Source organism: Achromobacter insolitus (genome assembly GCF_002209555.1).
GTDB classification, from domain to species: Bacteria; Pseudomonadota; Gammaproteobacteria; order Burkholderiales; family Burkholderiaceae_B; genus Achromobacter; species Achromobacter insolitus.
In genome coordinates this window covers 155,820-177,344 of the sequence record NZ_NJIF01000002.1, presented here as the reverse complement: position 1 = coordinate 177,344, position 21,525 = coordinate 155,820, and the positions used below count along the sequence as shown (strand labels likewise).

Here is a 21,525-nt window from a genome sequence, read left to right as displayed (position 1 = left end):
CCGGGCGGAGGCTCAGCCCTGGACGGCCGCGGCCTTCTCCAGCGCCTGCGTCAGGTCCGCGATGATGTCGTCCGGGGATTCCAGGCCGATGTGCAGGCGCACCAGGGCGTTGTCGCCTTCGCCCCAGTAGCGGTGCTTGGCCAGGTCCTTGCCCGACACCAGCTGCACCAGGCTTTCGTAGCCGCCCCAGGAAAAGCCGATGCCGAACAGGGTCAGCGAATCCACGAACACGCGCGCGGCCGCCGGCGACAAGCGCAGTTCGACCGACAGCATGCCATTGGAGCCGGTGCAATCGCGCTGCCACAACGCGTGGCCCGGATCCTGCGGCCAGGCCGGATGGAACAAGCGCACCGTCTCGGGGCGGCCTTTGAAGAATTCGCACACCTGCATGGCATGGCGCGCGTGCTGCGCCATGCGGATGGGCATGGTACGCACGCCGCGCAAGGCCAGCCAAGCGTCGTCCGCGCTGATGGAATAGCCCATGGCGTACTGCGTGCGATTGAGCTTGCGGGCGACCTGTTCGTCATTGGTGACGACGGCGCCCAGCATCAGGTCGGAGTGCCCGCCCACGTACTTGGTGCCGGCGATGACGGACACCTGCGCGCCCAGCGTCAGCGGTCGGTAGATGTAACCCGAACCCCAGGTATTGTCGGTCGCCAGCACCAGGCCGTGGCTCTGCGCGAAGGCCGCCATGGCGCCCATGTCCAGCATCTCGAACAGCAGGGATCCCGGCGATTCCACGTACAGCAGCTTGGTATTCGGACGCACCAGTTCTTCGAGGTCTTCGCCGGCCGCGAAATAGGTGATCTCGATGTTCATGCGCTTGAGCACCGCGTCGTCCAGTTCGCGCATCGGGCCGTATACGCAGTCCGAAATCAATGCGTGGTCGCCAGCCGAGCAAAGGGCCAGCATGACCATGGTCATGGCCGACAGGCCCGAGGGCGCCAGATAGCAATGCGTGCCGCCTTCGAGCTGGGTAAAGACCTGCTCCAGCGCGGCATGCGTGTCCATGCCCATGCGCCCGTAGGTAGAGGCGCGTCCGCCTGCCGCCTTGCTGCGCTGGGCCTTTTCGAGCGCGGCAAGGTTCTCGAAGCGCACGGTGCTGGCGCGCATGGGCGGCAGAGGCACCGGCGCCGTGCCGGTTTCGGGATTGAACGGGGCGGTGCCTGCGTGCTGCAGAAGCGTATCGATGTGTTTGCTTGGCATCTTCAGAGGACTGCTTGCGAATGGACAGGAGCGGGATAGAAGCGATCAGGGTGAACCATATCAGGCCGGGCGCGGCCTGTCCTTACTCGCCGACCCAGGTAACGGTCTCGGACTGCGGCGCCCGGCTGGTGCGGTAGCTGTTGGCAGGGTGCTCGGTGTCCGCATAACCAAAGGAAATGCCGCAGACCACGCGGCGATCGGCCGCAATGCCGAGTTCCTCGCGCAGGACTTCCGGGTACATGGCCAGCGACGCCTGGGCGATGGTGGCCACGCCGTTGGCCTGGGCCGCCAGGAGGAAATTGGCCACATAGCCGCCGCAATCCATGGCGCCGTACTCACCCAGCGCCTCGTCGGTGGTGACGATGGCCACGTGCGGCGCGTCAAACAGCTGGAAATTGCGCATTTCCTGGCGGCGGTATGCCTCGCGGTCGCCGCGCGCCACGCCGACCGCGCCGTAAAGCTGAAAGCCCGATTCACGCCGGCGGGCCAGGTATTCGCCCTGGTATTCGCGTGGAAACGGGAAATCCGGAGTGAAGCCGGACTGTTGCGCCCGGCGCTGCAACGCGCCGCGCAAGCGTTCCGTGCCCGCGCCTTCGGTGATCGTTACCTGCCAAGGCTGGCAATTGCACCAGGACGCGGCGCGCTGCGCCAGCGCCAGGATGCGTTCGATGGTGCCGCGCGCGACCGGCTCGGGCAGGAAGGCGCGGCAACTGTGGCGCGCATGCAGCCACGCTTCGAGCGCGGCATCGGGGCGCGCGTCGCCGTCCTGCTGGGGTTCCGGGGATCGCGGCATGGCGGTGGGGGGCATGGCGGTTGTCTCTCCTGGTCGGTTCGCAGGCGCCCCGTCCGGGGACGCATGCGCATGCATGATGGGCACGTCTTTGCCTTTATGATGCCACTTCCGGCCTCCCCAGGGGCCGGCCGAACCGTTCCAGGCGAACCCTCATGCTGCCCATCGATACCCTGATCGCATTCTTCGGCATTGCCGTGCTGCTGGCCCTGACTCCGGGGCCGGACAACCTGTTCGTACTGATGCAGTCCGCCATCTGGGGCCGCAAGGCCGGCATGTTCGTGGTGCTGGGGCTGTGCACGGGGCTGCTGGGACACACAGCCGCGGTGGCTGTCGGATTGGCCGCTGTGTTCGCGGCTTCGCCCATGGCCTTCACCGTGCTCAAGCTGGCCGGAGCCGCGTATCTGGCTTATCTGGCCTGGCAGATCCTGCGTGCGCCGGTCGGCGCCGAGGACGGCAAGCGCCCCGAACCCATGAAGCCCGGCGCGCTGTACCGCCGCGGCATCGTCATGAACCTGACCAACCCGAAGGTGCTGCTGTTCTTCTTCGCCTTCCTGCCGCAGTTCACCTCTCCGGCGCTGGGGCCAGTGGGCCTGCAGACCATGCAGCTGGGCGCGGTATTCATGGTGTCCACGCTGCTGGTGTTCGGCGCCATCGCATTCTTTTCGGGCGCGTTCGGCGAACTGCTGCAACGCTCGGTGACGGCAAAGCGCTGGCTGAACCGGATCGCCGCGCTGGTATTCGTCGGCCTGGCCGTGCGGCTGGCGACGGCCTCGCGCTAAGGCTTGGCGCTGGGGTTTGGCGTATGGCGGCGGCCCAGGCGCCGCCTTGCCTTCCGGCCGCCTGGCGGACTCAGACCGCCGAAAACCGCACGATGCCATCCGCGCCTTGCGCGCGCTTGAGCTTGCCTTCGAAGTACAGGGCATGCAGGTGCGCCAGCGCCTCGCCCATGGCAAAGGTCAGCTGGTGCAGGTCCAGCTTGCGCTTGAACAGCACCGGTACGATGTCCGTGGTCGATTGCGGCTGGACCGCACAGGCCTCCAGCACTTCCGCCAGGCGGTCGCGGTGGTGTTCATGCTGTTGCGCGATGCGCTCATGCAGGCCCTTGAAAGGCCGGCCGTGTGAAGGCAGCACCAGCGTGTCTTCGGGCAGGTCGGCATAGCCGTCCAGCGAACGCAGGTACAAAGGCAGGGGATTCGCGTCCGGCTCGTAGTCGAACACGCTGACGTTGGTGGAGATGCGCGGCAGCACCATGTCGCCGGAGATCAGCACGCGCAGGTCGGGAGAAAACAGCGAGGCATGCTCGGGCGCGTGTCCATAGCCCACGATCACACGCCAGTCGCGCCCGCCTATGCGCACCGCGTCGCCGTGCAGGATGCGCGTGTAACGCGCAGGCATGGCCGGCACCAGGTTGGGGTAATAGTTGGCGCGCTGGCGGATCTGTTCCTGCGCGTCCGGGTCGGTCAAGCCATGGCGCGCGAAGTGGTCCACCGCCGACTGGCCGCCGGGACCGGCGCCGCCTTCGCCGCGCCGCGAAGACCATAACGAGGCCACCATGAAGTCCGTCATCGTCATCCACAGGCGAGCATCCCAGCGTTCGCACAGCCAATGCGCCAGGCCCACGTGATCGGGGTGCATGTGGGTGACGATCACGCGCAGCACCGGCAGGCCTTCCAGCTCGTTCTCGAACACCGCTTCCCACAGCGTCTTCACTTCGTCGCGCGTGATGCCGCAGTCGACGATGGTCCAGCCGTCACGGCCGTCGATGTTGTCGCGCAGCAGCCAGAGGTTGATATGATCCAGCGCGAACGGCAGAGGCATCCTGATCCACTTGACCCCTTCCGCCACCACGTGCGAACGGCCGGCTTCAGGCTGGAAATCAGCCCAGGGGTACTGCAGTTTCTGCTCGTTGGGGTTCATTGCCTCTTCTCCACGCTTGACGATCGGGTCAAGTCATCATAATTTACGTTTACGTAAACTGCCACACGTCGCATGTCCCCGTCAACCTGGACCATCTCTGAACTCTCACGCGAGTTCGACGTCACGCCCCGCACGATCCGCTTCTACGAAGACCAAGGAATCGTCAGCCCGGCGCGCGAAGGACGCAACCGCGTCTTCGGGCCGCGCGACCGCACGCGCCTGAAGCTGGCTTTGCGCGGCAAGCGCCTGGGCCTGCAGTTGTCCGAGATCCTGACCTTGATCGACATGTATGACGGGCCGGGCGATACCGAGGTCCAGCTGCGCCAATACCTGACCGTGCTGGAACAGCATCGCGCGACGTTGGAACAACAGCGCCGCGATATCGAGGATACCCTGCGCGAGATCGCGCAGCAGGAACAGCAATGCCGCGAGCTGCTCGCGCAAAAGCCTTAAGCACGCCGACATGGGCGTTTTGCAGACCCTCACGCTGTTCATCCTGACGGCGCTGGCCGAAATCGTCGGCTGCTATCTGCCTTATCTGTGGTTGCGCAAGGGCCATTCCATCTGGCTGCTCGCCCCAGCCGCGGCCAGCCTGGCGCTGTTCGCCTGGCTGCTCACGCTGCACCCCACGGCTTCGGGCCGCGTGTATGCGGCGTACGGCGGCGTGTACATAGGAATGGCGCTGCTGTGGCTATGGGCCGTGGACGGCGTGCGGCCCAGCATGAGCGACTGGCTGGGCGTAGGCCTGTGCCTCGCCGGGATGCTGGTGATCATGTTCGGGCCGCGCAGCGGGTAGGGGGAGCCCCCACGCCGCGCCCGCTGCGCGGGCTAGCTGCCCCCCAAGGGGGCGCTTTTTGCCTTGGGGCGGCCCGGCGGCAAAATGGGCCCCCACGCCGCGCCCGCTGCGCGGGCTAGCTGCCCCCAAGGGGGCGCTTTTTGCCTTGGGGCGGCCCGGCGGCAAAATGGGCCCCCACGCCGCGCCCGCTGCGCGGGCTAGCTGCCCCCGAGGGGGCGTTTTTTTGCCTTGGGGCGGCCCGGCGGCAAAAAAGGGCCCCCACGCCGCGCCCGCTGCGCGGGCTAGCTGCCCCCCAAGGGGGCGCTTTTTGCCTTGGGGCGGCCCGGCGGCAAAAAGGGCCCCCACGCCGCGCCTGCTGCGCGGGCTTGCTGCTTTTTTAGCGGCTGGGGACAGGCTTATTCGGCCTTGATGTTGCCTTCCTTGATGATCCGCGCATTGTTCGCGAATTCAGCCTGCACCTGCTTGGCGAAGGCTTCGCCCGTGGCCGTGCCTGGCTGCAGGTAGGACTTGGCCAGCAGATCCTGGAACTCAGCGCTGGCGACTGCCTTGGCCAGCGCGGCCTGCAGGGGCTGGGCGACCGTGGCGGGCAGCTTGGCGGGCGCGAACACGCCGAAGTTCGAGTAATACTGCGCCTGCGGCATCTTCAGTTCGGCCATGGTGGGCACGTCGGGCCAGGCGGCCAGGCGTTGCGGCGCCATCACAGCCAGCGGCTTGAGCGCGCCGCTGACCACGTGCGGCAGCACCACGTCGCTGTTGACCACCAGCAGCTCGACTACGCCGCCCAGGCCGTCGGTCAGCGCTTGGCTGTTGCCGCGGTACGGCACGTGCAGCATCTTGGTGCCGGTTTGCGCCGTCACGGCCGACATGCCGATGTGGGCCACGGTGCCTTGGCCCGGCGTGCCATAGCGCACACCGTCCGGATGGGACTTGGCGTATTCGATCAGGCCGGCGAAGTCTTGCACCGGGAGAGCCTTGGTGGCGACGATGGCGACGGGCGCAACGGCTACGCTGGCCACCGGCGTCAGATCCTTCATCGGGTCGTAGTTGGTCTTGGCCAGATGCGGGAATATCGTCAGCGGGCTGGTGGAGGCCAGCAGCAAGGTGGTGCCGTCCGGTTGGGCGCGCGCCACGAAGTCCGTGCCCACGGACGCGCCCGCGCCGGGCTTGTTCTCGACGATGACCGTTACGTTGCTTTCCTTGCGCAGGACGTCGCCCAGGCGGCGTCCGATCGCGTCGGCGCTGCCGCCAGCGGTGTAGGGAACGACCAGCGTGACGGGCTTGGCCGGCCAGTCTTGCGCCATTGCGCCGCTGGCCATGATCGCCAAGGCCGCCCCCGCGGCCTTGATCAGCAATGTCTTCTTTTTCATATCGTCCTGGTTATGTTGCGTGGCACTGCGTCGGATAAAACGAGAAACGTGAAGCACATCAGGCCAGGTAGCGTTGCGCCAGGCGTACCCAGTACGACGCGCCAGCCGGAATCAGGGAATCATTGAAGTCATAGCTGGCGTTGTGCAGCATGCAGGGACCCAGGCCGTGGCCCGCCATGCGGTGCTCGCCGTCGCCATTGCCCAGGAACACATAGCAGCCCGGCTTTTCCTGGAGCAGGAAGGCGAAATCCTCCGACGCCATCGCCGGCTCGATGACCTGCGCGCGGTCCTCGCCCACCACCTCGCGCATGACTTCCATGCAGAATTCGGTCTCGGCCACGGTGTTCACCAGCGCCGGATAGCGGCGCTCGAAGAACACGTCCGCTTCGCAGCCATGCGCGGCCGCGATGCTGCCGGCGATTTCGTTCATGCGGCGTTCGATCAGGTCCACCACGGCGGTGCTGTAGGCGCGCACCGAGCCGCCTAGCCAGGCGCTGTTGGGAATGACGTTGATCACGCTGCCGCCAGCCTGCACCTGCGTGATCGACAGCACGGCGGCGTCCAGCGGACGCTTGCTGCGCGTGAGGATGGTTTGCAGCGACTGGCCGATGGCAAACAGCGCCGGCACCGGGTCGTTGCAGTCCTGCGGCGCGGCGGCGTGGCCGCCCTTGCCGCGGACAGTGATCTTGAAGCCGTTGGCGGCGGCCATCATGGGGCCGGCGCAGACGCCGAAGGTCCCGGCGGGCAGTCCTGGCCAGTTGTGCATGCCGAATACCGCTTCACAAGGGAAGCGCTCGAACAAGCCGTCCTGGATCATCGCCCGACCGCCCGCGCCGCCTTCCTCGGCTGGCTGGAAGCAGAGATACACCGTGCCGTCGAATCCGCCTTCGGTCTGCAGATGGCGGGCCGCGGCCAGCAACATGGCCGTGTGGCCGTCGTGGCCGCAGCCGTGCATCTTGCCGTCGTGGCGAGAGCGGTGCTCGAACTGGTTTTCTTCCTGCATGGGCAGCGCGTCCATGTCGGCGCGCAGCATGATGGCGCGGTCCGAGGTGCCGCGCTTGATCACGCCGACCACCCCGGTCTTGGCGATGCCGGTGTGCGTCTCGATGCCCCAGCCTTGCAGCGTGTCCGCCACGACCTTGGCCGTGCGGTGCTCTTCATAGCAGAGCTCCGGATGCATGTGGATATCGCGCCGCAGCGCCACAATTTCGTCCAGATTGGATAGTTCGAGCACGGCAGACTCCATCGCAATGATTCAGGATTCAAGGATCGGCTGGCATATTACTCAGCGCAACTCCCTCGGCAGCCCGCAATTACCTAGGGATAACCCGACTCCAATTTACGTTTACGTAAACGTAATATTTGCGGTGCATCATTGCGCAGCGATGGCCGATCGGCGCATCATGAGCCACGCGCGGCAATCCGGCGCCGGAGACTGGCGCCCACAAAATAGTAAGTACCTACTATCACGGAGACAGCGATGAACCTTCCCGGCCTGAACTTCGACCTGGGCGAAGATCTGGACATGCTGCGCGATGCGGTGCGCAATTTTGCGCAGGCCGAAATCGCGCCGCGCGCCGCAGAAGTCGACCGCAGCGACCAGTTCCCCATGGACCTCTGGCGCAAATTCGGCGATCTCGGCGTGCTCGGCATGACGGCCGGCGAGGAATACGGCGGCGCCAACATGGGCTATCTGGCCCATATGGTCGTGATGGAGGAAATCTCCCGGGCCAGCGCTTCCATCGGCCTGTCCTACGGCGCGCACTCCAATCTGTGCGTGAACCAGATCAACCGCAACGGCACGGCGGCCCAGAAAGCCAAGTACCTGCCCAAGCTGATTTCGGGCGAACACGTGGGCGCCCTGGCCATGAGCGAGCCGGGCGCCGGCTCCGACGTGGTCAGCATGAAGCTGCGCGCCGACAAGAAGGGCGACCGCTACGTGCTCAACGGCAGCAAGATGTGGATCACCAACGGCCCCGACGCCGACACCCTGGTGGTCTATGCCAAGACCGATCCCGAGGCCCACCAGCGCGGCATCACCGCCTTCCTGGTGGAAAAGGGTTTCAAGGGCTTTTCCGTGGCGCAGAAGCTCGACAAGCTGGGCATGCGCGGCAGCCATACCGGCGAGCTGGTGTTCCAGGACTGCGAAATCCCCGAGGAAAACGTGCTGGGCCAGGTCAACGGCGGCGTCAAGGTGCTGATGAGCGGCCTGGACTACGAGCGCGCCGTGCTGTCCGGCGGACCGGTGGGCATCATGCAAGCCGTGATGGACGTGGTCGTCCCCTATATCCATGACCGCAAGCAGTTCGGCCAGGCCATCGGCGAATTCCAGCTGATCCAGGGCAAGGTCGCGGACCTGTACACCACGCTGCAGGCCAGCCGCGCCTTCTGCTATCAGGTCGGCAAGAATCTGGATCGCCTGGGCACCGAACACGTGCGCCAGGTGCGCAAGGACTGCGCCGCGCTGATCCTGTACACGGCCGAGAAAGCCACGTGGATGGCGGGAGAGGGCGTGCAGATCCTGGGCGGCAACGGCTACATCAACGAGTATCCGGTGGGCCGTCTGTGGCGCGACGCCAAGCTTTACGAGATCGGCGCCGGCACCAGCGAAATCCGCCGCATGCTGATCGGCCGCGAGCTGTTCAACGAAACCGCCTGAGCCCCCGCCATGATCCGCATGTCCGACGTCCAGCACATCGAGCAGGCGCCCGCTCCCGGGCCCTTGCCGCTGGACGTCGCGCGGCTGATCCTGGCGGGCTTTGACCGCCATTACGCGCTGTTCCGCTATAGCGCCCAGCGCGCCAAGGCACTGTTCGAATCCGGCGATTGGCATGGCATCCAGCGCCTGTCGCGCGAGCGCATCGAGTACTACGACATGCGGGTGCGCGAATGCGCCACCCAACTGGAAGGCGTGCTGCGCGGCCGCCCGGAAGGCGCGGTGGGCGCCAATGGCAGCGCCGCGCCCGCCCTGAGCGATGAGCAGACTGCGTTTTGGCAGCAGATCAAACAGGAATTCGTGGGATTACTGGGCGATCACCGCCAGCCCGAATGCGCCGAGACCTTCTTCAACTCGGTGTCTTGCCGCATTCTGCACCGCGACTACTTCCACAACGCGTTCCTGTTCGTCCGCCCGGCCATCGCCACCGATTACCTGGACAGCACCATCCCGTCGTATCGGGTGTACTACCCGGCCACGGACGGACTGGAGAAAAGCCTGATCCGCATGGTCGCGGACTTCGGCCTGGCGCTGCCCTTCGAAGACCTGCCGCGCGACACCCGATTGCTGGCACGCGCCGCGATCAAGCAGTTGCGCGCCATCCTGCCGCGCCACGTCGGCCGCCGCATCGCCAGCGACTGCCAGATCCATGCGCTGGGCTCGCTGTTCTTCCGCAATAAAGGCGCCTATATCGTCGGCCGCCTGATCAACCAGGGCACGGTGTATCCCTTTGCCGTGGCGCTGATGCGCAACCCCGCGGGCCAGGTCGTGCTGGACGCGCTGCTGCTGGGCGCGGACGACCTGAGCACACTGTTCAGCTTCACGCGCGCCTACTTTCTGGTGGACATGGAAACGCCCGCTGCGGTGGTGAACTTCTTGTCCAGCCTGCTGCCGCGCAAGCCCAAGGCCGAGCTCTACACCATGATCGGGCTGCAAAAGCAGGGCAAGACGCTGTTCTACCGCGACTTCCTGCATCACCTCGCCCATTCGCGCGACGCCTTCGACATCGCGCCCGGCATCAAGGGCATGGTGATGTGCGTGTTCACGCTGCCGTCCTATCCCTACGTGTTCAAGCTCATCAAGGACCGCATCGACAAGGACGGCATGGACCACGCCACCGTGCGGCGCAAGTACCAGATGGTGAAGCTGCACGACCGCGTCGGCCGCATGGCGGACACCTGGGAATACTCGCAGGTCGCGCTGCCGCGCGCGCGTTTCGCGCCCGCGCTGCTGGAAGAATTGCGCAGGCTGGTCCCCAGCCTGATAGAGGAATCCGGGGACACGGTGGTCATCCGCCATGTCTACATCGAACGGCGCATGACCCCCCTGAACATTTATCTGCGCCAGGCGCCCGACGCGCTGCTGGACCCCGCCGTGCGCGAATACGGGGACGCCATCCGCCAACTGGCGGCAGCCAATATCTTCCCTGGGGACATGCTGTACAAGAACTTCGGCGTGACGCGCCTGGGCCGGGTCGTTTTCTACGATTACGACGAAATCCAGCGCATGACCGAAATGAATTTCCGGCGCATCCCGCCCGCCCCCAACGAAGAGGCGGAACTGGCTTCCGAGCCCTGGTACGCCATTGGTCCGAACGACGTCTTCCCCGAGGAATTCGGACGCTTTTTGCTGGGCGATGCGCGCGTGCGCGGCGCCTTCATGCGTCACCATGCCGACCTGCTGGAACCGGAGTGGTGGCAGGCCTGCCGGGCCCACGTGGCGCAAGGCCGGATTGAAGAATTTTTCCCTTACGATACGGACAGACGCCTGCGTCCGGAACGCCCTCCAGGCGCCCACGCGGCCTCGTAACCCCAGAGCTGTCCCGACCCTCACAGGAGCTAGCCATGTCAGATCCCATCGTCATCGTTTCCGTCGCCCGCACGCCCATGGGCGGCATGCTGGGCGCCTTGTCCGGCCTGGCCGCGCACGAGCTGGGCTCGATCGCCATCAAGGCCGCCGTCGAACGCGCCGGCATCAAGCCCGAGCAAGTCGAAGAAGTCATCATGGGCAACGTGCTGCAAGCCGGCCAGGGCCAGGCCCCGGCGCGCCAGGCCGCGCTGGGCGCAGGCCTGCCGCTGGGTGTGGCTTGCACCACCATCCACAAGGTCTGCGGCTCGGGCCTGAAGGCCGCCATGTTCGGCCATGATCTGCTCGCCGCGGGCTCCGCCAACGTCGTCGTCGCCGGCGGCCAGGAAAGCATGAGCAACGCCCCTTACCTGCTGCTCAAGGGCCGCCAGGGCTACCGTTACGGCCACAACACCGTGTACGACCACATGGCCCTGGATGGCCTGGAAGACGCCTACGACAAGGGCAAGGCCATGGGCGTGTTCGCTGAAGATTGCGCCACCAAGTATTCCTTCACGCGCGAACAGCAGGACGCGTTCTCGCTGGAATCGCTGCGCCGCGCCCGCGCCGCCACGGAAGACGGCAGCTTCAAGTGGGAAATCACGCCCGTCACCGTCGCCGGCCGCAAGGGCGACACGGTGATCGACACCGACGAAGCCCCCACCAAGGCCATGCCGGAAAAGATCCCCACGCTCAAGCCCGCCTTCAAGAAGGACGGCACCGTCACCGCCGCCAACTCCTCGTCGATTTCCGACGGCGCGGCCGCCATGGTGCTGATGCGCGCATCCACCGCTGAAAAGCTCGGCGTCAAACCGCTGGCGCGCATCGTCGCCCACAGCCAGCACTCGCAAGAGCCGAACTGGTTCACCACCGCCCCCGTGGGCGCGCTGAAGAACCTCTTCGCCAAGACCGGCTGGAAGGCCGAGGACGTGGACCTCTACGAAATCAACGAGGCCTTCGCGGTGGTCACCATGGCCGCCATGACCGACTTCAAGCTGCCGCACGAGAAGGTCAACATCCACGGCGGCGCCACCGCCCTGGGCCACCCGATCGGCGCGTCCGGCGCCCGCCTGATGGCCACGCTGGTCGGCGCGCTGCGCAAGACCGGCGGCAAGCGCGGCGTGGCCACGCTGTGCATCGGCGGCGGCGAAGCCGTGGCGATGGCAATCGAGATGATCTAAGGCCTGGCGCTGCGCGCCTGCAAATGTGCTGTGGCGCGCAGCGCGAAACCTCCGCAAGAATTGCCGCCCCGCCGCGGGGCCGCCCCCTCGGCGGGGCAGCAAGCGCGCGAAGCGCGCGCGGCGTGGGGGTTTCATCCTTCCGCCCACCGGGCAACGAGACAAACCGCTCCACGAGCGCCTACAAATTTCCAACAAGCAGGACGGGTGGAACCCCATGCCCATCATCGAATCCCGCATCAATCCGCGGTCGCAGGACTACACCGACAATGCGCAGGCCATGCAGGCGCAGCTGGACGATCTGAATCAGCAACTGGCCCATACCGCGCTGGGCGGCAGCGAAGCCGCGCGCGCCAAGCACGTGGCGCGCGGCAAGCTCCTGCCGCGCGACCGCGTCGAACACCTGATCGACCCGGGCACGCCGTTCCTGGAACTGTCGCCCATGGCGGCACATGGCATGTATGGCGGGGAAGCGCCCGGCGCAGGGGTCATCACGGGCATTGGCCGCGTGGCGGGAACGGAATGCGTGATCGTCTGCAATGACGCCACGGTCAAGGGCGGCACCTACTACCCGATGACGGTCAAGAAGCACCTGCGCGCGCAGGAGATCGCCGCGCAGAACCATCTGCCCTGCGTCTATCTGGTGGATTCGGGCGGCGCCAACCTGCCTCAGCAGGACGAAGTCTTCCCTGATCGCGAACACTTCGGCCGCATCTTCTACAACCAGGCGCAAATGTCCGCGCAGGGCATTTCGCAGATCGCCGTGGTGATGGGGTCCTGCACCGCGGGCGGCGCCTATGTGCCCGCCATGAGCGACGAGTCCATTATCGTCAAGAACCAGGGCACCATCTTCCTGGGCGGCCCGCCGCTGGTGAAGGCGGCCACGGGCGAAGAAGTCAGCGCCGAGGACCTGGGCGGCGGCGACGTGCACACGCGCCTGTCCGGCGTGGCGGACCACCTGGCCGCCAACGACATGCACGCGCTGCAGCTGGCCCGCAACGCGGTCGCCCGGCTCAATCGCAAAAAACCCCAACCGCTGGCCACCGTCCCGGTGCGCGAGCCACGCTACGACCCCAGCGAGCTGAATGGCATCATCCCCGCCGACACCCGCAAGCCCTATGACGTGCGCGAAGTCATCGCGCGCATCGTGGACGGCTCGGAGTTCGACGAGTTCAAGGCGCGCTTCGGCCCCACGCTGGTCACGGGCTTCGCGCACATCCACGGCATGCCCGTGGGCATCGTGGCCAACAACGGCATCCTGTTTTCGGAGTCCGCCCAGAAGGGCGCGCACTTCATCGAACTGTGCGCGCAGCGCAAGATCCCGCTCGTGTTCCTGCAGAACATCACGGGTTTCATGGTGGGCCGCAAGTACGAAAACGAAGGCATCGCCCGCCACGGCGCCAAGATGGTGACGGCCGTGGCCACCGCCAACGTGCCCAAGTTCACGGTGCTGATCGGCGGCTCGTTCGGCGCCGGCAACTATGGCATGTGCGGCCGCGCCTATTCGCCGCGCATGCTGTTCATGTGGCCCAATGCCCGCATCTCGGTGATGGGCGGCGAACAGGCCGCCAGCGTGCTGGCCACGGTGAAGCGTGACGGCATCGAAGCGCGCGGCGGCCAGTGGTCCACGGACGAGGAAGCCGCCTTCAAGGCGCCCATCCGCGAACAATATGAACGCGAGGGGCATCCTTACTACGCCACCGCGCGGCTGTGGGACGACGGCATCATCGCGCCGGCCGACACGCGGCGCGTGCTCGGACTGGCGCTGTCGGCCGCGCTGAATGCCCCCATTGAAGACACCCGATTCGGTGTGTTCCGCATGTAGGGCGGCGCAGCCGTCCGCAGCGCAGTTCAAGAATAATTTCAGCCTGGATGACATCCATGTTCGACACTTTGCTGATTGCCAACCGCGGTGAAATCGCCTGCCGCGTGGCCGCCACCGCCCGCCGCATGGGCATCCGCACCGTTGCGGTGTATTCCGACGCCGATGCCAACGCCCGCCACGTCGCCGCCTGCGACCAGGCCGTGTATATCGGCGGCTCGGAACCGCGCGCCAGCTACCTGCGCGCCGACGCCATCCTGCAAGCCGCGCGCGACACGGGCGCAGGCGCCATCCACCCCGGCTATGGTTTCCTGTCGGAAAACGAAGCCTTCGCCGAAGCCGCTGAAAAGGCCGGCATCGCTTTCGTCGGACCGCCGGCCTCGGCCATCGCCGCCATGGGCAGCAAGTCCGCCGCCAAATCGCTGATGGAAAAGGCCGGCGTGCCGCTGGTGCCGGGCTACCACGGCGACAACCAGGACCCGCAATTCCTCAAGTCCCAGGCAGACAGCATCGGCTACCCCGTGCTGATCAAGGCCAGCGCCGGCGGCGGCGGCAAGGGCATGCGCGTGGTCGAATCGTCAGGCGCTTTCCTGGACGCGCTGGCCTCCTGCCAGCGCGAAGCCGCGTCCAGCTTCGGCGATGACCGCGTGCTGATCGAACGCTATCTGCAAAAGCCCCGCCACATCGAGATCCAGGTGTTCGCGGACAAGCACGGCAATTGCGTCTACCTGTTCGAGCGCGATTGCTCCGTGCAACGCCGCCACCAGAAGGTCATCGAGGAAGCTCCCGCGCCCGGCATGACCGAAGAGCGCCGCCGCGCCATGGGCGAAGCCGCCGTGGCTGCCGCGCGCGCCGTGGGCTATGTGGGCGCGGGCACGGTGGAATTCATCGCCGAACCTGACGGCCGCTTCTATTTCATGGAAATGAACACGCGCCTGCAGGTCGAGCACCCGGTCACCGAAATGATCACGGGACATGATCTGGTCGAATGGCAGTTGCGCGTGGCCGCCGGCCAGCCGCTGCCGGCGCGCCAGGAAGACCTGCGCATCCAGGGCCACGCCATCGAGGCCCGCATCTACGCGGAAAACCCCGAGAAGGGCTTCCTGCCGTCCATCGGCACGCTGGCCTATCTGGGCCTGCCGGCGCACACGGCGTTCGCCAACGGCGATATCCGGGTCGACGGCGGCGTGCGCATGGGCGACACCATCACGCCGTTCTACGATCCCATGATCGCCAAACTGATCGTGCACGGCGCCGACCGCGACCAGGCGCGCGCCCGCATGCTGCAAGCCCTGGCCCAGACCCAGGCCGTCGGCGTGCAGACCAACGTGGCGTTCCTGTCCCGCCTGATGCAGGACAGCGCCTTCGCCGCGGCCGACCTGGACACGGGCCTGATCGAACGCCAGCGCGCCACGCTGCTGCCCGAACCCCAGCCCGCCCCCCCCGCCACGCTGGCGCTGGCTTGCGCCGCCGTACTGGTGCGCCAGGGCTTGGCGCAGCCCGGCGCGCTTGGCGGCAAGCAACCTGCCGATCCCTGGGACGCCCGCGACGGCTGGCGCCTGGGCGGCCGCTACACGCGCCAGCTGCAATGGGTGGACAACGGCGAAACCCGCCACGCCACCGTCGCCCGCCAGGGCGGCGCCTGGACCCTGGACATCGGCGCGGGTCCGCAAGCTTTCCTGTGGCGCGCCCACGCCAGTGCCAACCCCAACCTGGCCTACGGCCTGCGCATCACGCTGGACGGACACGAAAGCGCCGGCACGGTCGTGCTCCATGCGGACCGCGCCCACGTCTTCGGCGGGGCTGGCGTACACGTGTTGGACCTGTACGATCCCCTGGCGCATTCCCAGGACACGCAGGGCGATCACGGCGGCGGCCTGACGGCGCCGATGCCCGGCAAGATCATCTCGATCTCGGTCAAGGCCGGCGATGCGGTGGAAAAAGGCCAGCCCCTGCTGGTGATGGAAGCCATGAAAATGGAGCACACCATTTCCGCGCCTGCGGATGGCAAGGTCACCGAGGTGTTCTACGGCGTGGGCGATCAGGTGACGGAAGGCGCGGAGCTGGTCGCCATCGGCGAATAGGCCGGTCGGGGTAACAAATCGTCAACCCCCCGCGCCATGCGCGGGTTCATCATGGGCCATTCCTTGTGCTCGACAGGAGGGCCCGTGATGAACGCAAATTCTTCCGAAGCCGCTGCGCCCCGGCTGTTTCCGACCATGCGCTGCCGCGATGCGGACGCGATGATACGGTGGCTCACCAGCGTGGTGGGATTCACTGAACACGCCGTCTATCGCGAAGGCGGCGCCGTGCTCCACGCCGAACTCGCCTACGGCAGTTCGCTCATGATGCTGGGACAACACCGCGACGACGACTACGGCAAGCTGGTGGGCGACCTGCAAGGCCGCCGCACGGATGCGTTGTACCTGGCCGTCGACGACCCTGACGCCTTGCATGAGCAGGTACGGGCCGCAGGCGCCACCATCGAAACCCCGCCGTATGACACCGCCTACGGCAGCCGCGAATTCGCCTGCCGCGATCCGGAAGGCAATCTATGGAGCTTCGGGACATACTGGCCCAAGGTGTAGCGCGCGGCGCCTGCGCGTTCCGCGACTTATGCGTTTTTCGCAATCATTTATCGAAATAGATTGTCCTTGTTATCAATAAGCAAGGACTCCTATGCTCGTCGCAAGGTCATTCGACAGCCACGAGGAGATTTCGATGAGTGCGGTTCTGCAAGCGAAGACGTCGCCGGTGACGATGGTGCCTGCCGGCGTGGACCTGGTGGAGTACTACTACGAACGCGGCTTCACCGACGGCCTGCCGGTGGTTCCGCCGACTCAGGAGAAGATTGACGAGATCGTGGCCCGGTTGGGCGGCGACGCCAGCTTTGTCGAAGCGCGGGTGGCGCCGCGTTGGGGCGAACTGACGCGCGAGGTGCTGGCCATCAACATGGTGATGGCCGGCTGCAAGCCCGAGTACGCGCCGGTGGTGCTGGCAGCAGTAAAGGCCATTACCGATCCTGCCTTCAACCTGAATGGCGTGCAAGCCACCACGCACGTCGCTTCCCCCTTGCTCGTGGTAAACGGGCCGATCGCCCGCGAAATCGGCATGAATGGCGGCGTCAATGCATTCGGTTCGGGCAACCGCGCCAATGCCACGATCGGCCGCGCGCTGCGCCTGATCATGCTCAACGTGGGCGGCGGCTGGCCAGGCGACCTGGACAAGAGCACGCTGGGGCACCCCGGCAAGTACACCTACTGCGTCTGCGAGAACGAACTGCAAAGCCCGTTGGCTCCTTATCACGTGGAGCATGGCTACAAGGCTGAGGATTCCACGGTGTTCGCCCTGGCGGCCGAGGCGCCGCACAGCGTCACCAACCACATATCCAACGACCCTGAGGGCATACTCGACACGATGTGCTCGGCCATGAGCACCATCGCCTCCAACAGCGCGGTGCTGGGCGGCCACATCGCGGTCGTGCTGGGCCTTGAGCACGCACAGACCATCGGTAAACACGGCTGGTCGCGGGCCGACGTGCGCAACTATCTCTACGTCAATCACGGCAACCGCTTCATCGACCTGGCTTACGGCCACCGCTACGGCAAGGTCTACAACCGCAACCTGCCCAAGTACTACAAGCGCGAGGACGATACCCGCATTCCCATCGTGCACAGTCCCGAGCACATCCACCTTTTCGTGATGGGCGGCGAAGCCGGCCGCTTCTCCGTGCTGATCCCGGGTTGGGGCAGCATGAGCACGCCAGTGCTGCGCGCGATAGACGGCGCAAACGCCGAGAGCGCCGATTGCACCAGCGGCGCGTGCGCCATCTAGGGCGGCAGCCCGCAAAACCAGGAGAGAGACATGTTGATGAACGATGCGGAAAAAGTTGCGGTGTTTGATCCGCGCGGTGCGCTGCGCTTCGAGGACGCGCCGGTATCGGCGCGCAAGAAAGGCCTGGCCGGCCTGCGCCTGGGCATTCTGGACAATTCCAAATGGAACGCCAACAAGCTGCTGCGCGGCGCCGCCGCCGCCCTGGGCGAAGAGATTGGATTCGCCGAGGTGAACTACTACGTCAAGCACAGCTTTTCCAAAGACGCAGCGCCTGAACTGATCGAGCGCATCGCGGCCGAGAACGACATCGTGCTGACCGCCATCGGCGATTGCGGCTCGTGCTGCTCGGCTTGCGTACGCGACTCCATCGCGCTGGAACGCCTGGGCCTGCCCAGCGCGGTCATCATTACCACCGAGTTCGCTCGCGAAACCGAACTGACGCGGCAGGCCATCGGCATGAAAACGCTGGAGCCCGTGGTCATCGCGCATCCGGTCAGCTCCATTACTGCCGATGAAATCGCGCAGCGCGTGGCGCAGATCAAGGAACAGGCCCAACAGGTCTGGCTGGGCACCAAAGCGCCGATGGCGCTGCGCGTGGCCCTTCAATAGCGGCGGCGTCGTTACGTAGCGGCGCCGTTTGCGGCGCTACGCAAACGGGGAGGGGAACAATGGGCGCACTGTCGCATTTGCGGGTGCTGGACCTTTCGCGCGTGCTTGCCGGCCCCTGGGCCAGCCAGTTGCTGGCTGACCTGGGCGCGGAAGTCATCAAGATCGAACGCCCGGGCCTGGGGGACGATACTCGCGGCTGGGGACCGCCGTGGATCAGCGATCCGCAATGGGGCGACGTGGCGCAATCCGCCTACTTCGCGGGCGCCAACCGCAATAAGAAATCCGTCGCCGTCGATATCGCCATGCCCGAAGGCCGGCGCCTGGTGGCGGCGCTGGCGGCGCAGTGCGACGTATTCATCGAGAACTTCAAGGTAGGCGGACTACGCGCCTACGGCCTGGACTACGACACGCTCAAGCGCCAGCATCCAGGCCTGGTGTACTGCTCCATTACGGGCTTTGGGCAGAGCGGGCCTTATGCTTCCCGCCCCGGATACGACTTCCTGGTCCAGGGCATGGGCGGCCTGATGAGCATCACCGGGCGCGAAGACGGCCAGCCCGGCGCCGGGCCGCTGAAGGTGGGCGTGGCGCTCACTGACATTCTGACCGGCTTGTACGCCACGGCGGGGATCCAGGCGGCGCTGGCGCATCGCGACCGCACCGGCGAGGGCCAACACGTGGATGTGGCCTTGCTCGACGTGCAGGTCGCCGTGCTGGCTAACCAGGCCATGAACTTCCTGGCCAGCGGGCGCGAACCAGCGCGCCTGGGCAATGCCCACCCCAACATCGTGCCGTACCAGGACTTCGCCACCCGCGACGGCTACGTCATCGTCACCGTGGGCAACGACACGCAATTCCGCAAGTTCTGCGGCGCGCTCGGCCTGCCGGACCTCGCGGACGATCCGCGCTACGTCAACAACACCGCGCGGCTGGCTTCGCGCGGCACGCTGATCCCGTTGATCCAGGAACGGATGGCGCTGCACCCCAGCGCGCACTGGCTGCGCGAGCTGGAGGCGCTAGGCGTGCCTTGCGGTCCTATCAATGGCCTGGCCGAGGTATTCGCCGATCCGCAGGTCCTGCAACGCGGCATGCGCGTGCCGATGCCGAACGCGCAGGCGGGCTGCGCCGACCTCGTGGGCAATCCGCTGCATCTTTCCGCGACACCCGTGGAATACCGCAGCGCTCCGCCGGTGCTGGGTTCCCACACGGAACCCGTGCTGCGCGAAGTGCTGGGACTGGCGCCGCAGGCGCTTGCCGAACTGCGACGCGATGGCGCGATCGCGGTCGGCCCCTGAGCTGTTTCTACACAAGAAAGCGACAAGGGAGACAAACCATGGAACCATCCGTTCAAACAAAGGCCGTCGTCAGTCCCGCCAGGCGCCGCCTGCTCATCGGCACCGCCGGCGCGGCACTCGCCGCGATCGGCGGCGGCGCCAGGGCGCTGGCGGCAACCGATTATCCGTCCAAGCCGCTGCGGGTCGTCATCCCCTATCCCCCGGGCGGCCCGACCGATATCGTGGGGCGCATCGTCTCGGCCACGCTGTCCGATAAGCTCGGCCAATCCGTCGTTATCGAGAACCGCCCGGGCGCCAGCGGCATGATAGGCGCGGACATGGTCGCCAAGGCCGCGCCTGACGGCTATACGCTGCTCATCAATGTATCGGGGCAGCTGATCAATCCCGCGCTGTACACCAACATGTCGCATGATCCGTTGAAGGACTTCAGCGGCATCACCAATCTGGCCTCCACGCCCATCCAATTGATCGTCAGCGCCAATTCGCCCGTGCGTTCGGTGGCGGACCTGATCGCCCTGGTCCGCTCTCAACCCGGCCGCCACAATTTCGCATCGTCCAGCAATGGCACGCCCGGCCATCTGGCCGGCGAAGCGTTCAAGGCCGCCGCCAAACTCGACGTCACGCATGTGCCGTACAAAGGCAGCGCCCCCGCGCTGACGGATGTCGTCGGCGGCCAGGTCACCTATATGCTGGACTCCATGCCGTCATCGATCGCCCTGGTGAAGGGTGGCAAGCTGCGCGCGCTGGCGGTCACCGCGCCGCAACGCGTGGCCGCGCTGCCGGAAGTGCCGACTTTTGCCGAACTCGGCTACCCGACCGTCAATCTCAGCACCTGGTATGGCATGTGGGTGCCGGCGAAAACGCCCCCGGATCTGATCGCGCGCCTTTACCGCACTGTCAGCGGCATACTGGAGCAACCCGACGTGCGCGCCCGCCTGATCGAGGCGCAGGCCATGCCGATAGGCGATACGCCGGAACACTTCGACGCGTACTGCCGCAGCGAGGCCCAGCGTTATGCGGAACTGGTGAAACTTGCCGGCATCCGGTTGCAATAGCGCTTAGCGGCGCCGCTTACGCGCTGGCGCAACAACCTGAACCCAATCGCTGCGCAGTTGCGCAAGAAAGCCGTTGGCGCTTGGGGTCAGGCCGCGTTCCTTGAGGAACACCACGCCAATCGCCTGACTCAGGGCCGGCCTGGTCAACGGGCGGGCCACCAGGTCAGCGCTAAGTGCAGCCGGCACCGCGCCGCCCGGCACAATCGCCACGCCCACGCCCGCCCACACAAACTGCATCACGGTCGCGAACTGGCTCACGGTAACCGTGTGCCGCAAGGGAACGCCAGCAATCGCGGCATGGCTGTCGATCAGCCGGCGGGTCTGGGCTTCGCGCGGCAGCGACACCTGGGCGTACTCCGCCAGCGCTTCCAGCGTCACCCCGGCCCGCGCGGAAAGCGGATGATTGCGCGGCATCACCACATGAAAGGCCTCGCGGCCCAGTGATACCACCGCGAATTCGGTGGGCACGTCGTCGATATAGGTAATCCCCATGTCCGCAACGCCGCTACGCACGTCGTCCATGACCGTGCCGTGCACGCCTTCGCGCACCTGTAGTTCGATGCCCGGACGCGACTCGCGATACCGGGCGACGATGCGGGGCAATTGCGTATAAGCCACCGACATCACCGCCGACACGATGCTGCGGCCACGCAGTTCGTCGGAGATTTCGCGCATGTTCTCCACCGAGATGCGCAGATCGGCCAGCACCCGTTGCGCGAGCGTCACGAATTCCTGGCCCGCAGCCGTGGTCTCCACGCGCCGCGTGGAACGCTGGAACAGCGCAACGCCCAGCACCTTCTCCACCCGCTGCACCATGCGCGTGAGCGCAGGCTGTGAGACATTCATCGTCAACGCCGCGGCGACAAAGCTGCCGCATTCGGCGAGCGTGCAAATTGCCTGCAGCTCGCGAGAACGCAGATCGGGAAGCGTGACCATGGCTGGATTACCCATCGGAAGTGGCAATGCGCGACATCGCAGTATAGGCACACAAGCGCCATCTCACGCATAAATCCGGCCAGGAACCCCGGTACGCCCTGAGTCTCTTAGTTTCCCGTCAGCGAATTGTCCCTAGAATGCCGGATCCGGCCCAGCCGC

At 66.2% G+C, this 21,525-nt stretch carries 19 protein-coding genes; 13 read left to right on the top strand and 6 right to left on the bottom strand.

Going from position 1 to position 21,525, the window contains the following annotated elements:
- Positions 1–12: 12 nt before the first annotated feature.
- Positions 13–1,206: a cystathionine beta-lyase gene (gene metC, locus CEY08_RS06305; protein WP_042795762.1), complete on the bottom strand. Its 1,194-nt coding sequence runs from the start codon at positions 1,204–1,206 to the stop codon at positions 13–15.
- 82 nt (positions 1,207–1,288) lie between these two features.
- The gene (locus CEY08_RS06300; RefSeq protein WP_076816960.1) at positions 1,289–2,014 is read right to left on the bottom strand and encodes a nitroreductase; all 726 of its coding nucleotides are present in this window, start codon (positions 2,012–2,014) and stop codon (positions 1,289–1,291) included.
- Positions 2,015–2,151: 137 nt separating this feature from the next.
- Between CEY08_RS06300 and CEY08_RS06295 the strand changes: the two genes are divergently transcribed.
- Positions 2,152–2,778: a LysE family translocator gene (locus tag CEY08_RS06295; protein WP_042795763.1), complete on the top strand. Its 627-nt coding sequence runs from the start codon at positions 2,152–2,154 to the stop codon at positions 2,776–2,778.
- A 70-nt stretch (positions 2,779–2,848) separates the two neighbouring features.
- On the opposite strand, the gene CEY08_RS06290 is transcribed toward CEY08_RS06295, so the two are convergent.
- On the bottom strand, positions 2,849–3,916 hold the full coding sequence (locus CEY08_RS06290) for an MBL fold metallo-hydrolase (RefSeq protein ID WP_042795764.1): 1,068 nt from the start codon (positions 3,914–3,916) through the stop codon (positions 2,849–2,851).
- 72 nt (positions 3,917–3,988) lie between these two features.
- On the opposite strand from CEY08_RS06290, the gene CEY08_RS06285 reads away from it, so the two are divergent.
- Together CEY08_RS06285 and CEY08_RS06280 are read left to right on the top strand one after the other, a co-directional pair.
- Entirely contained in the window at positions 3,989–4,369 is a 381-nt protein-coding gene (locus CEY08_RS06285) for a MerR family transcriptional regulator (protein ID WP_076816958.1), read from the top strand.
- Positions 4,370–4,379: 10 nt separating this feature from the next.
- A complete protein-coding gene (locus CEY08_RS06280; RefSeq protein WP_076816956.1) occupies positions 4,380–4,712 on the top strand; it encodes a YnfA family protein in 333 nt (110 codons plus the stop codon).
- 395 nt (positions 4,713–5,107) lie between these two features.
- Here the strand turns inward: CEY08_RS06280 and CEY08_RS06275 are convergent, their stop codons facing one another.
- Complete coding sequence (locus CEY08_RS06275) at positions 5,108–6,079, bottom strand: Bug family tripartite tricarboxylate transporter substrate binding protein (protein ID WP_076816954.1); 972 nt, start codon at positions 6,077–6,079, stop codon at positions 5,108–5,110.
- A 58-nt stretch (positions 6,080–6,137) separates the two neighbouring features.
- Positions 6,138–7,313: a M20 aminoacylase family protein gene (locus tag CEY08_RS06270; protein ID WP_084738690.1), complete on the bottom strand. Its 1,176-nt coding sequence runs from the start codon at positions 7,311–7,313 to the stop codon at positions 6,138–6,140.
- A gap of 246 nt (positions 7,314–7,559) precedes the next feature.
- Here CEY08_RS06270 and CEY08_RS06265 point away from each other — a divergent pair, with 246 nt between their 5' ends.
- The 10 genes from CEY08_RS06265 (at position 7,560) to CEY08_RS06220 (ending at position 20,430) form a co-directional block, all read left to right on the top strand.
- Entirely contained in the window at positions 7,560–8,738 is a 1,179-nt protein-coding gene (locus CEY08_RS06265) for an isovaleryl-CoA dehydrogenase (RefSeq protein WP_042795767.1), read from the top strand.
- 9 nt (positions 8,739–8,747) lie between these two features.
- Entirely contained in the window at positions 8,748–10,604 is a 1,857-nt protein-coding gene (gene aceK, locus CEY08_RS06260; RefSeq protein WP_042795768.1) for a bifunctional isocitrate dehydrogenase kinase/phosphatase, read from the top strand.
- A 35-nt stretch (positions 10,605–10,639) separates the two neighbouring features.
- A complete protein-coding gene (locus CEY08_RS06255; protein ID WP_042795769.1) occupies positions 10,640–11,821 on the top strand; it encodes an acetyl-CoA C-acetyltransferase in 1,182 nt (393 codons plus the stop codon).
- Positions 11,822–12,035: 214 nt separating this feature from the next.
- On the top strand, positions 12,036–13,643 hold the full coding sequence (locus CEY08_RS06250) for a carboxyl transferase domain-containing protein (protein ID WP_042795770.1): 1,608 nt from the start codon (positions 12,036–12,038) through the stop codon (positions 13,641–13,643).
- A 56-nt stretch (positions 13,644–13,699) separates the two neighbouring features.
- A complete protein-coding gene (locus tag CEY08_RS06245) occupies positions 13,700–15,724 on the top strand; it encodes an acetyl/propionyl/methylcrotonyl-CoA carboxylase subunit alpha (protein WP_088607615.1) in 2,025 nt (674 codons plus the stop codon).
- Positions 15,725–15,811: 87 nt separating this feature from the next.
- Positions 15,812–16,228: a VOC family protein gene (locus CEY08_RS06240; RefSeq protein ID WP_042795772.1), complete on the top strand. Its 417-nt coding sequence runs from the start codon at positions 15,812–15,814 to the stop codon at positions 16,226–16,228.
- A 133-nt stretch (positions 16,229–16,361) separates the two neighbouring features.
- Positions 16,362–17,474, top strand: coding sequence for a hypothetical protein (locus CEY08_RS06235; RefSeq protein ID WP_042795773.1), 1,113 nt, complete (start codon positions 16,362–16,364; stop codon positions 17,472–17,474).
- A gap of 30 nt (positions 17,475–17,504) precedes the next feature.
- The gene (locus CEY08_RS06230) at positions 17,505–18,083 is read left to right on the top strand and encodes a UGSC family (seleno)protein (RefSeq protein ID WP_042795774.1); all 579 of its coding nucleotides are present in this window, start codon (positions 17,505–17,507) and stop codon (positions 18,081–18,083) included.
- Between the two features lie 59 nt (positions 18,084–18,142).
- Positions 18,143–19,375, top strand: coding sequence for a CaiB/BaiF CoA transferase family protein (locus tag CEY08_RS06225; RefSeq protein WP_042795775.1), 1,233 nt, complete (start codon positions 18,143–18,145; stop codon positions 19,373–19,375).
- Between the two features lie 38 nt (positions 19,376–19,413).
- On the top strand, positions 19,414–20,430 hold the full coding sequence (locus tag CEY08_RS06220; RefSeq protein ID WP_076816947.1) for a Bug family tripartite tricarboxylate transporter substrate binding protein: 1,017 nt from the start codon (positions 19,414–19,416) through the stop codon (positions 20,428–20,430).
- Positions 20,431–20,433: 3 nt separating this feature from the next.
- Here the strand turns inward: CEY08_RS06220 and CEY08_RS06215 are convergent, their stop codons facing one another.
- Positions 20,434–21,366 (bottom strand): LysR family transcriptional regulator, encoded by a 933-nt coding sequence (locus CEY08_RS06215; RefSeq protein WP_063961203.1) that lies wholly within the window; start codon positions 21,364–21,366, stop codon positions 20,434–20,436.
- Between the last annotated feature and the right edge of the window lie 159 nt (positions 21,367–21,525).

Bases quoted from the DNA above. Each gene is read 5' to 3' on its own strand.
- metC (WP_042795762.1), bottom strand. From the start codon at position 1,206: ATGCCAAGCAAACACATCGATACGCTTCTGCAGCACGCAGGCACCGCC.
- CEY08_RS06300 (WP_076816960.1), bottom strand. From the start codon at position 2,014: ATGCCCCCCACCGCCATGCCGCGATCCCCGGAACCCCAGCAGGACGGC.
- CEY08_RS06295 (WP_042795763.1), top strand. From the start codon at position 2,152: ATGCTGCCCATCGATACCCTGATCGCATTCTTCGGCATTGCCGTGCTG.
- CEY08_RS06290 (WP_042795764.1), bottom strand. From the start codon at position 3,916: ATGAACCCCAACGAGCAGAAACTGCAGTACCCCTGGGCTGATTTCCAG.
- CEY08_RS06285 (WP_076816958.1), top strand. From the start codon at position 3,989: ATGTCCCCGTCAACCTGGACCATCTCTGAACTCTCACGCGAGTTCGAC.
- CEY08_RS06280 (WP_076816956.1), top strand. From the start codon at position 4,380: ATGGGCGTTTTGCAGACCCTCACGCTGTTCATCCTGACGGCGCTGGCC.
- CEY08_RS06275 (WP_076816954.1), bottom strand. From the start codon at position 6,079: ATGAAAAAGAAGACATTGCTGATCAAGGCCGCGGGGGCGGCCTTGGCG.
- CEY08_RS06265 (WP_042795767.1), top strand. From the start codon at position 7,560: ATGAACCTTCCCGGCCTGAACTTCGACCTGGGCGAAGATCTGGACATG.
- aceK (WP_042795768.1), top strand. From the start codon at position 8,748: ATGATCCGCATGTCCGACGTCCAGCACATCGAGCAGGCGCCCGCTCCC.
- CEY08_RS06255 (WP_042795769.1), top strand. From the start codon at position 10,640: ATGTCAGATCCCATCGTCATCGTTTCCGTCGCCCGCACGCCCATGGGC.
- CEY08_RS06250 (WP_042795770.1), top strand. From the start codon at position 12,036: ATGCCCATCATCGAATCCCGCATCAATCCGCGGTCGCAGGACTACACC.
- CEY08_RS06245 (WP_088607615.1), top strand. From the start codon at position 13,700: ATGTTCGACACTTTGCTGATTGCCAACCGCGGTGAAATCGCCTGCCGC.
- CEY08_RS06240 (WP_042795772.1), top strand. From the start codon at position 15,812: ATGAACGCAAATTCTTCCGAAGCCGCTGCGCCCCGGCTGTTTCCGACC.
- CEY08_RS06235 (WP_042795773.1), top strand. From the start codon at position 16,362: ATGAGTGCGGTTCTGCAAGCGAAGACGTCGCCGGTGACGATGGTGCCT.
- CEY08_RS06230 (WP_042795774.1), top strand. From the start codon at position 17,505: ATGTTGATGAACGATGCGGAAAAAGTTGCGGTGTTTGATCCGCGCGGT.
- CEY08_RS06225 (WP_042795775.1), top strand. From the start codon at position 18,143: ATGGGCGCACTGTCGCATTTGCGGGTGCTGGACCTTTCGCGCGTGCTT.
- CEY08_RS06220 (WP_076816947.1), top strand. From the start codon at position 19,414: ATGGAACCATCCGTTCAAACAAAGGCCGTCGTCAGTCCCGCCAGGCGC.
- CEY08_RS06215 (WP_063961203.1), bottom strand. From the start codon at position 21,366: ATGGTCACGCTTCCCGATCTGCGTTCTCGCGAGCTGCAGGCAATTTGC.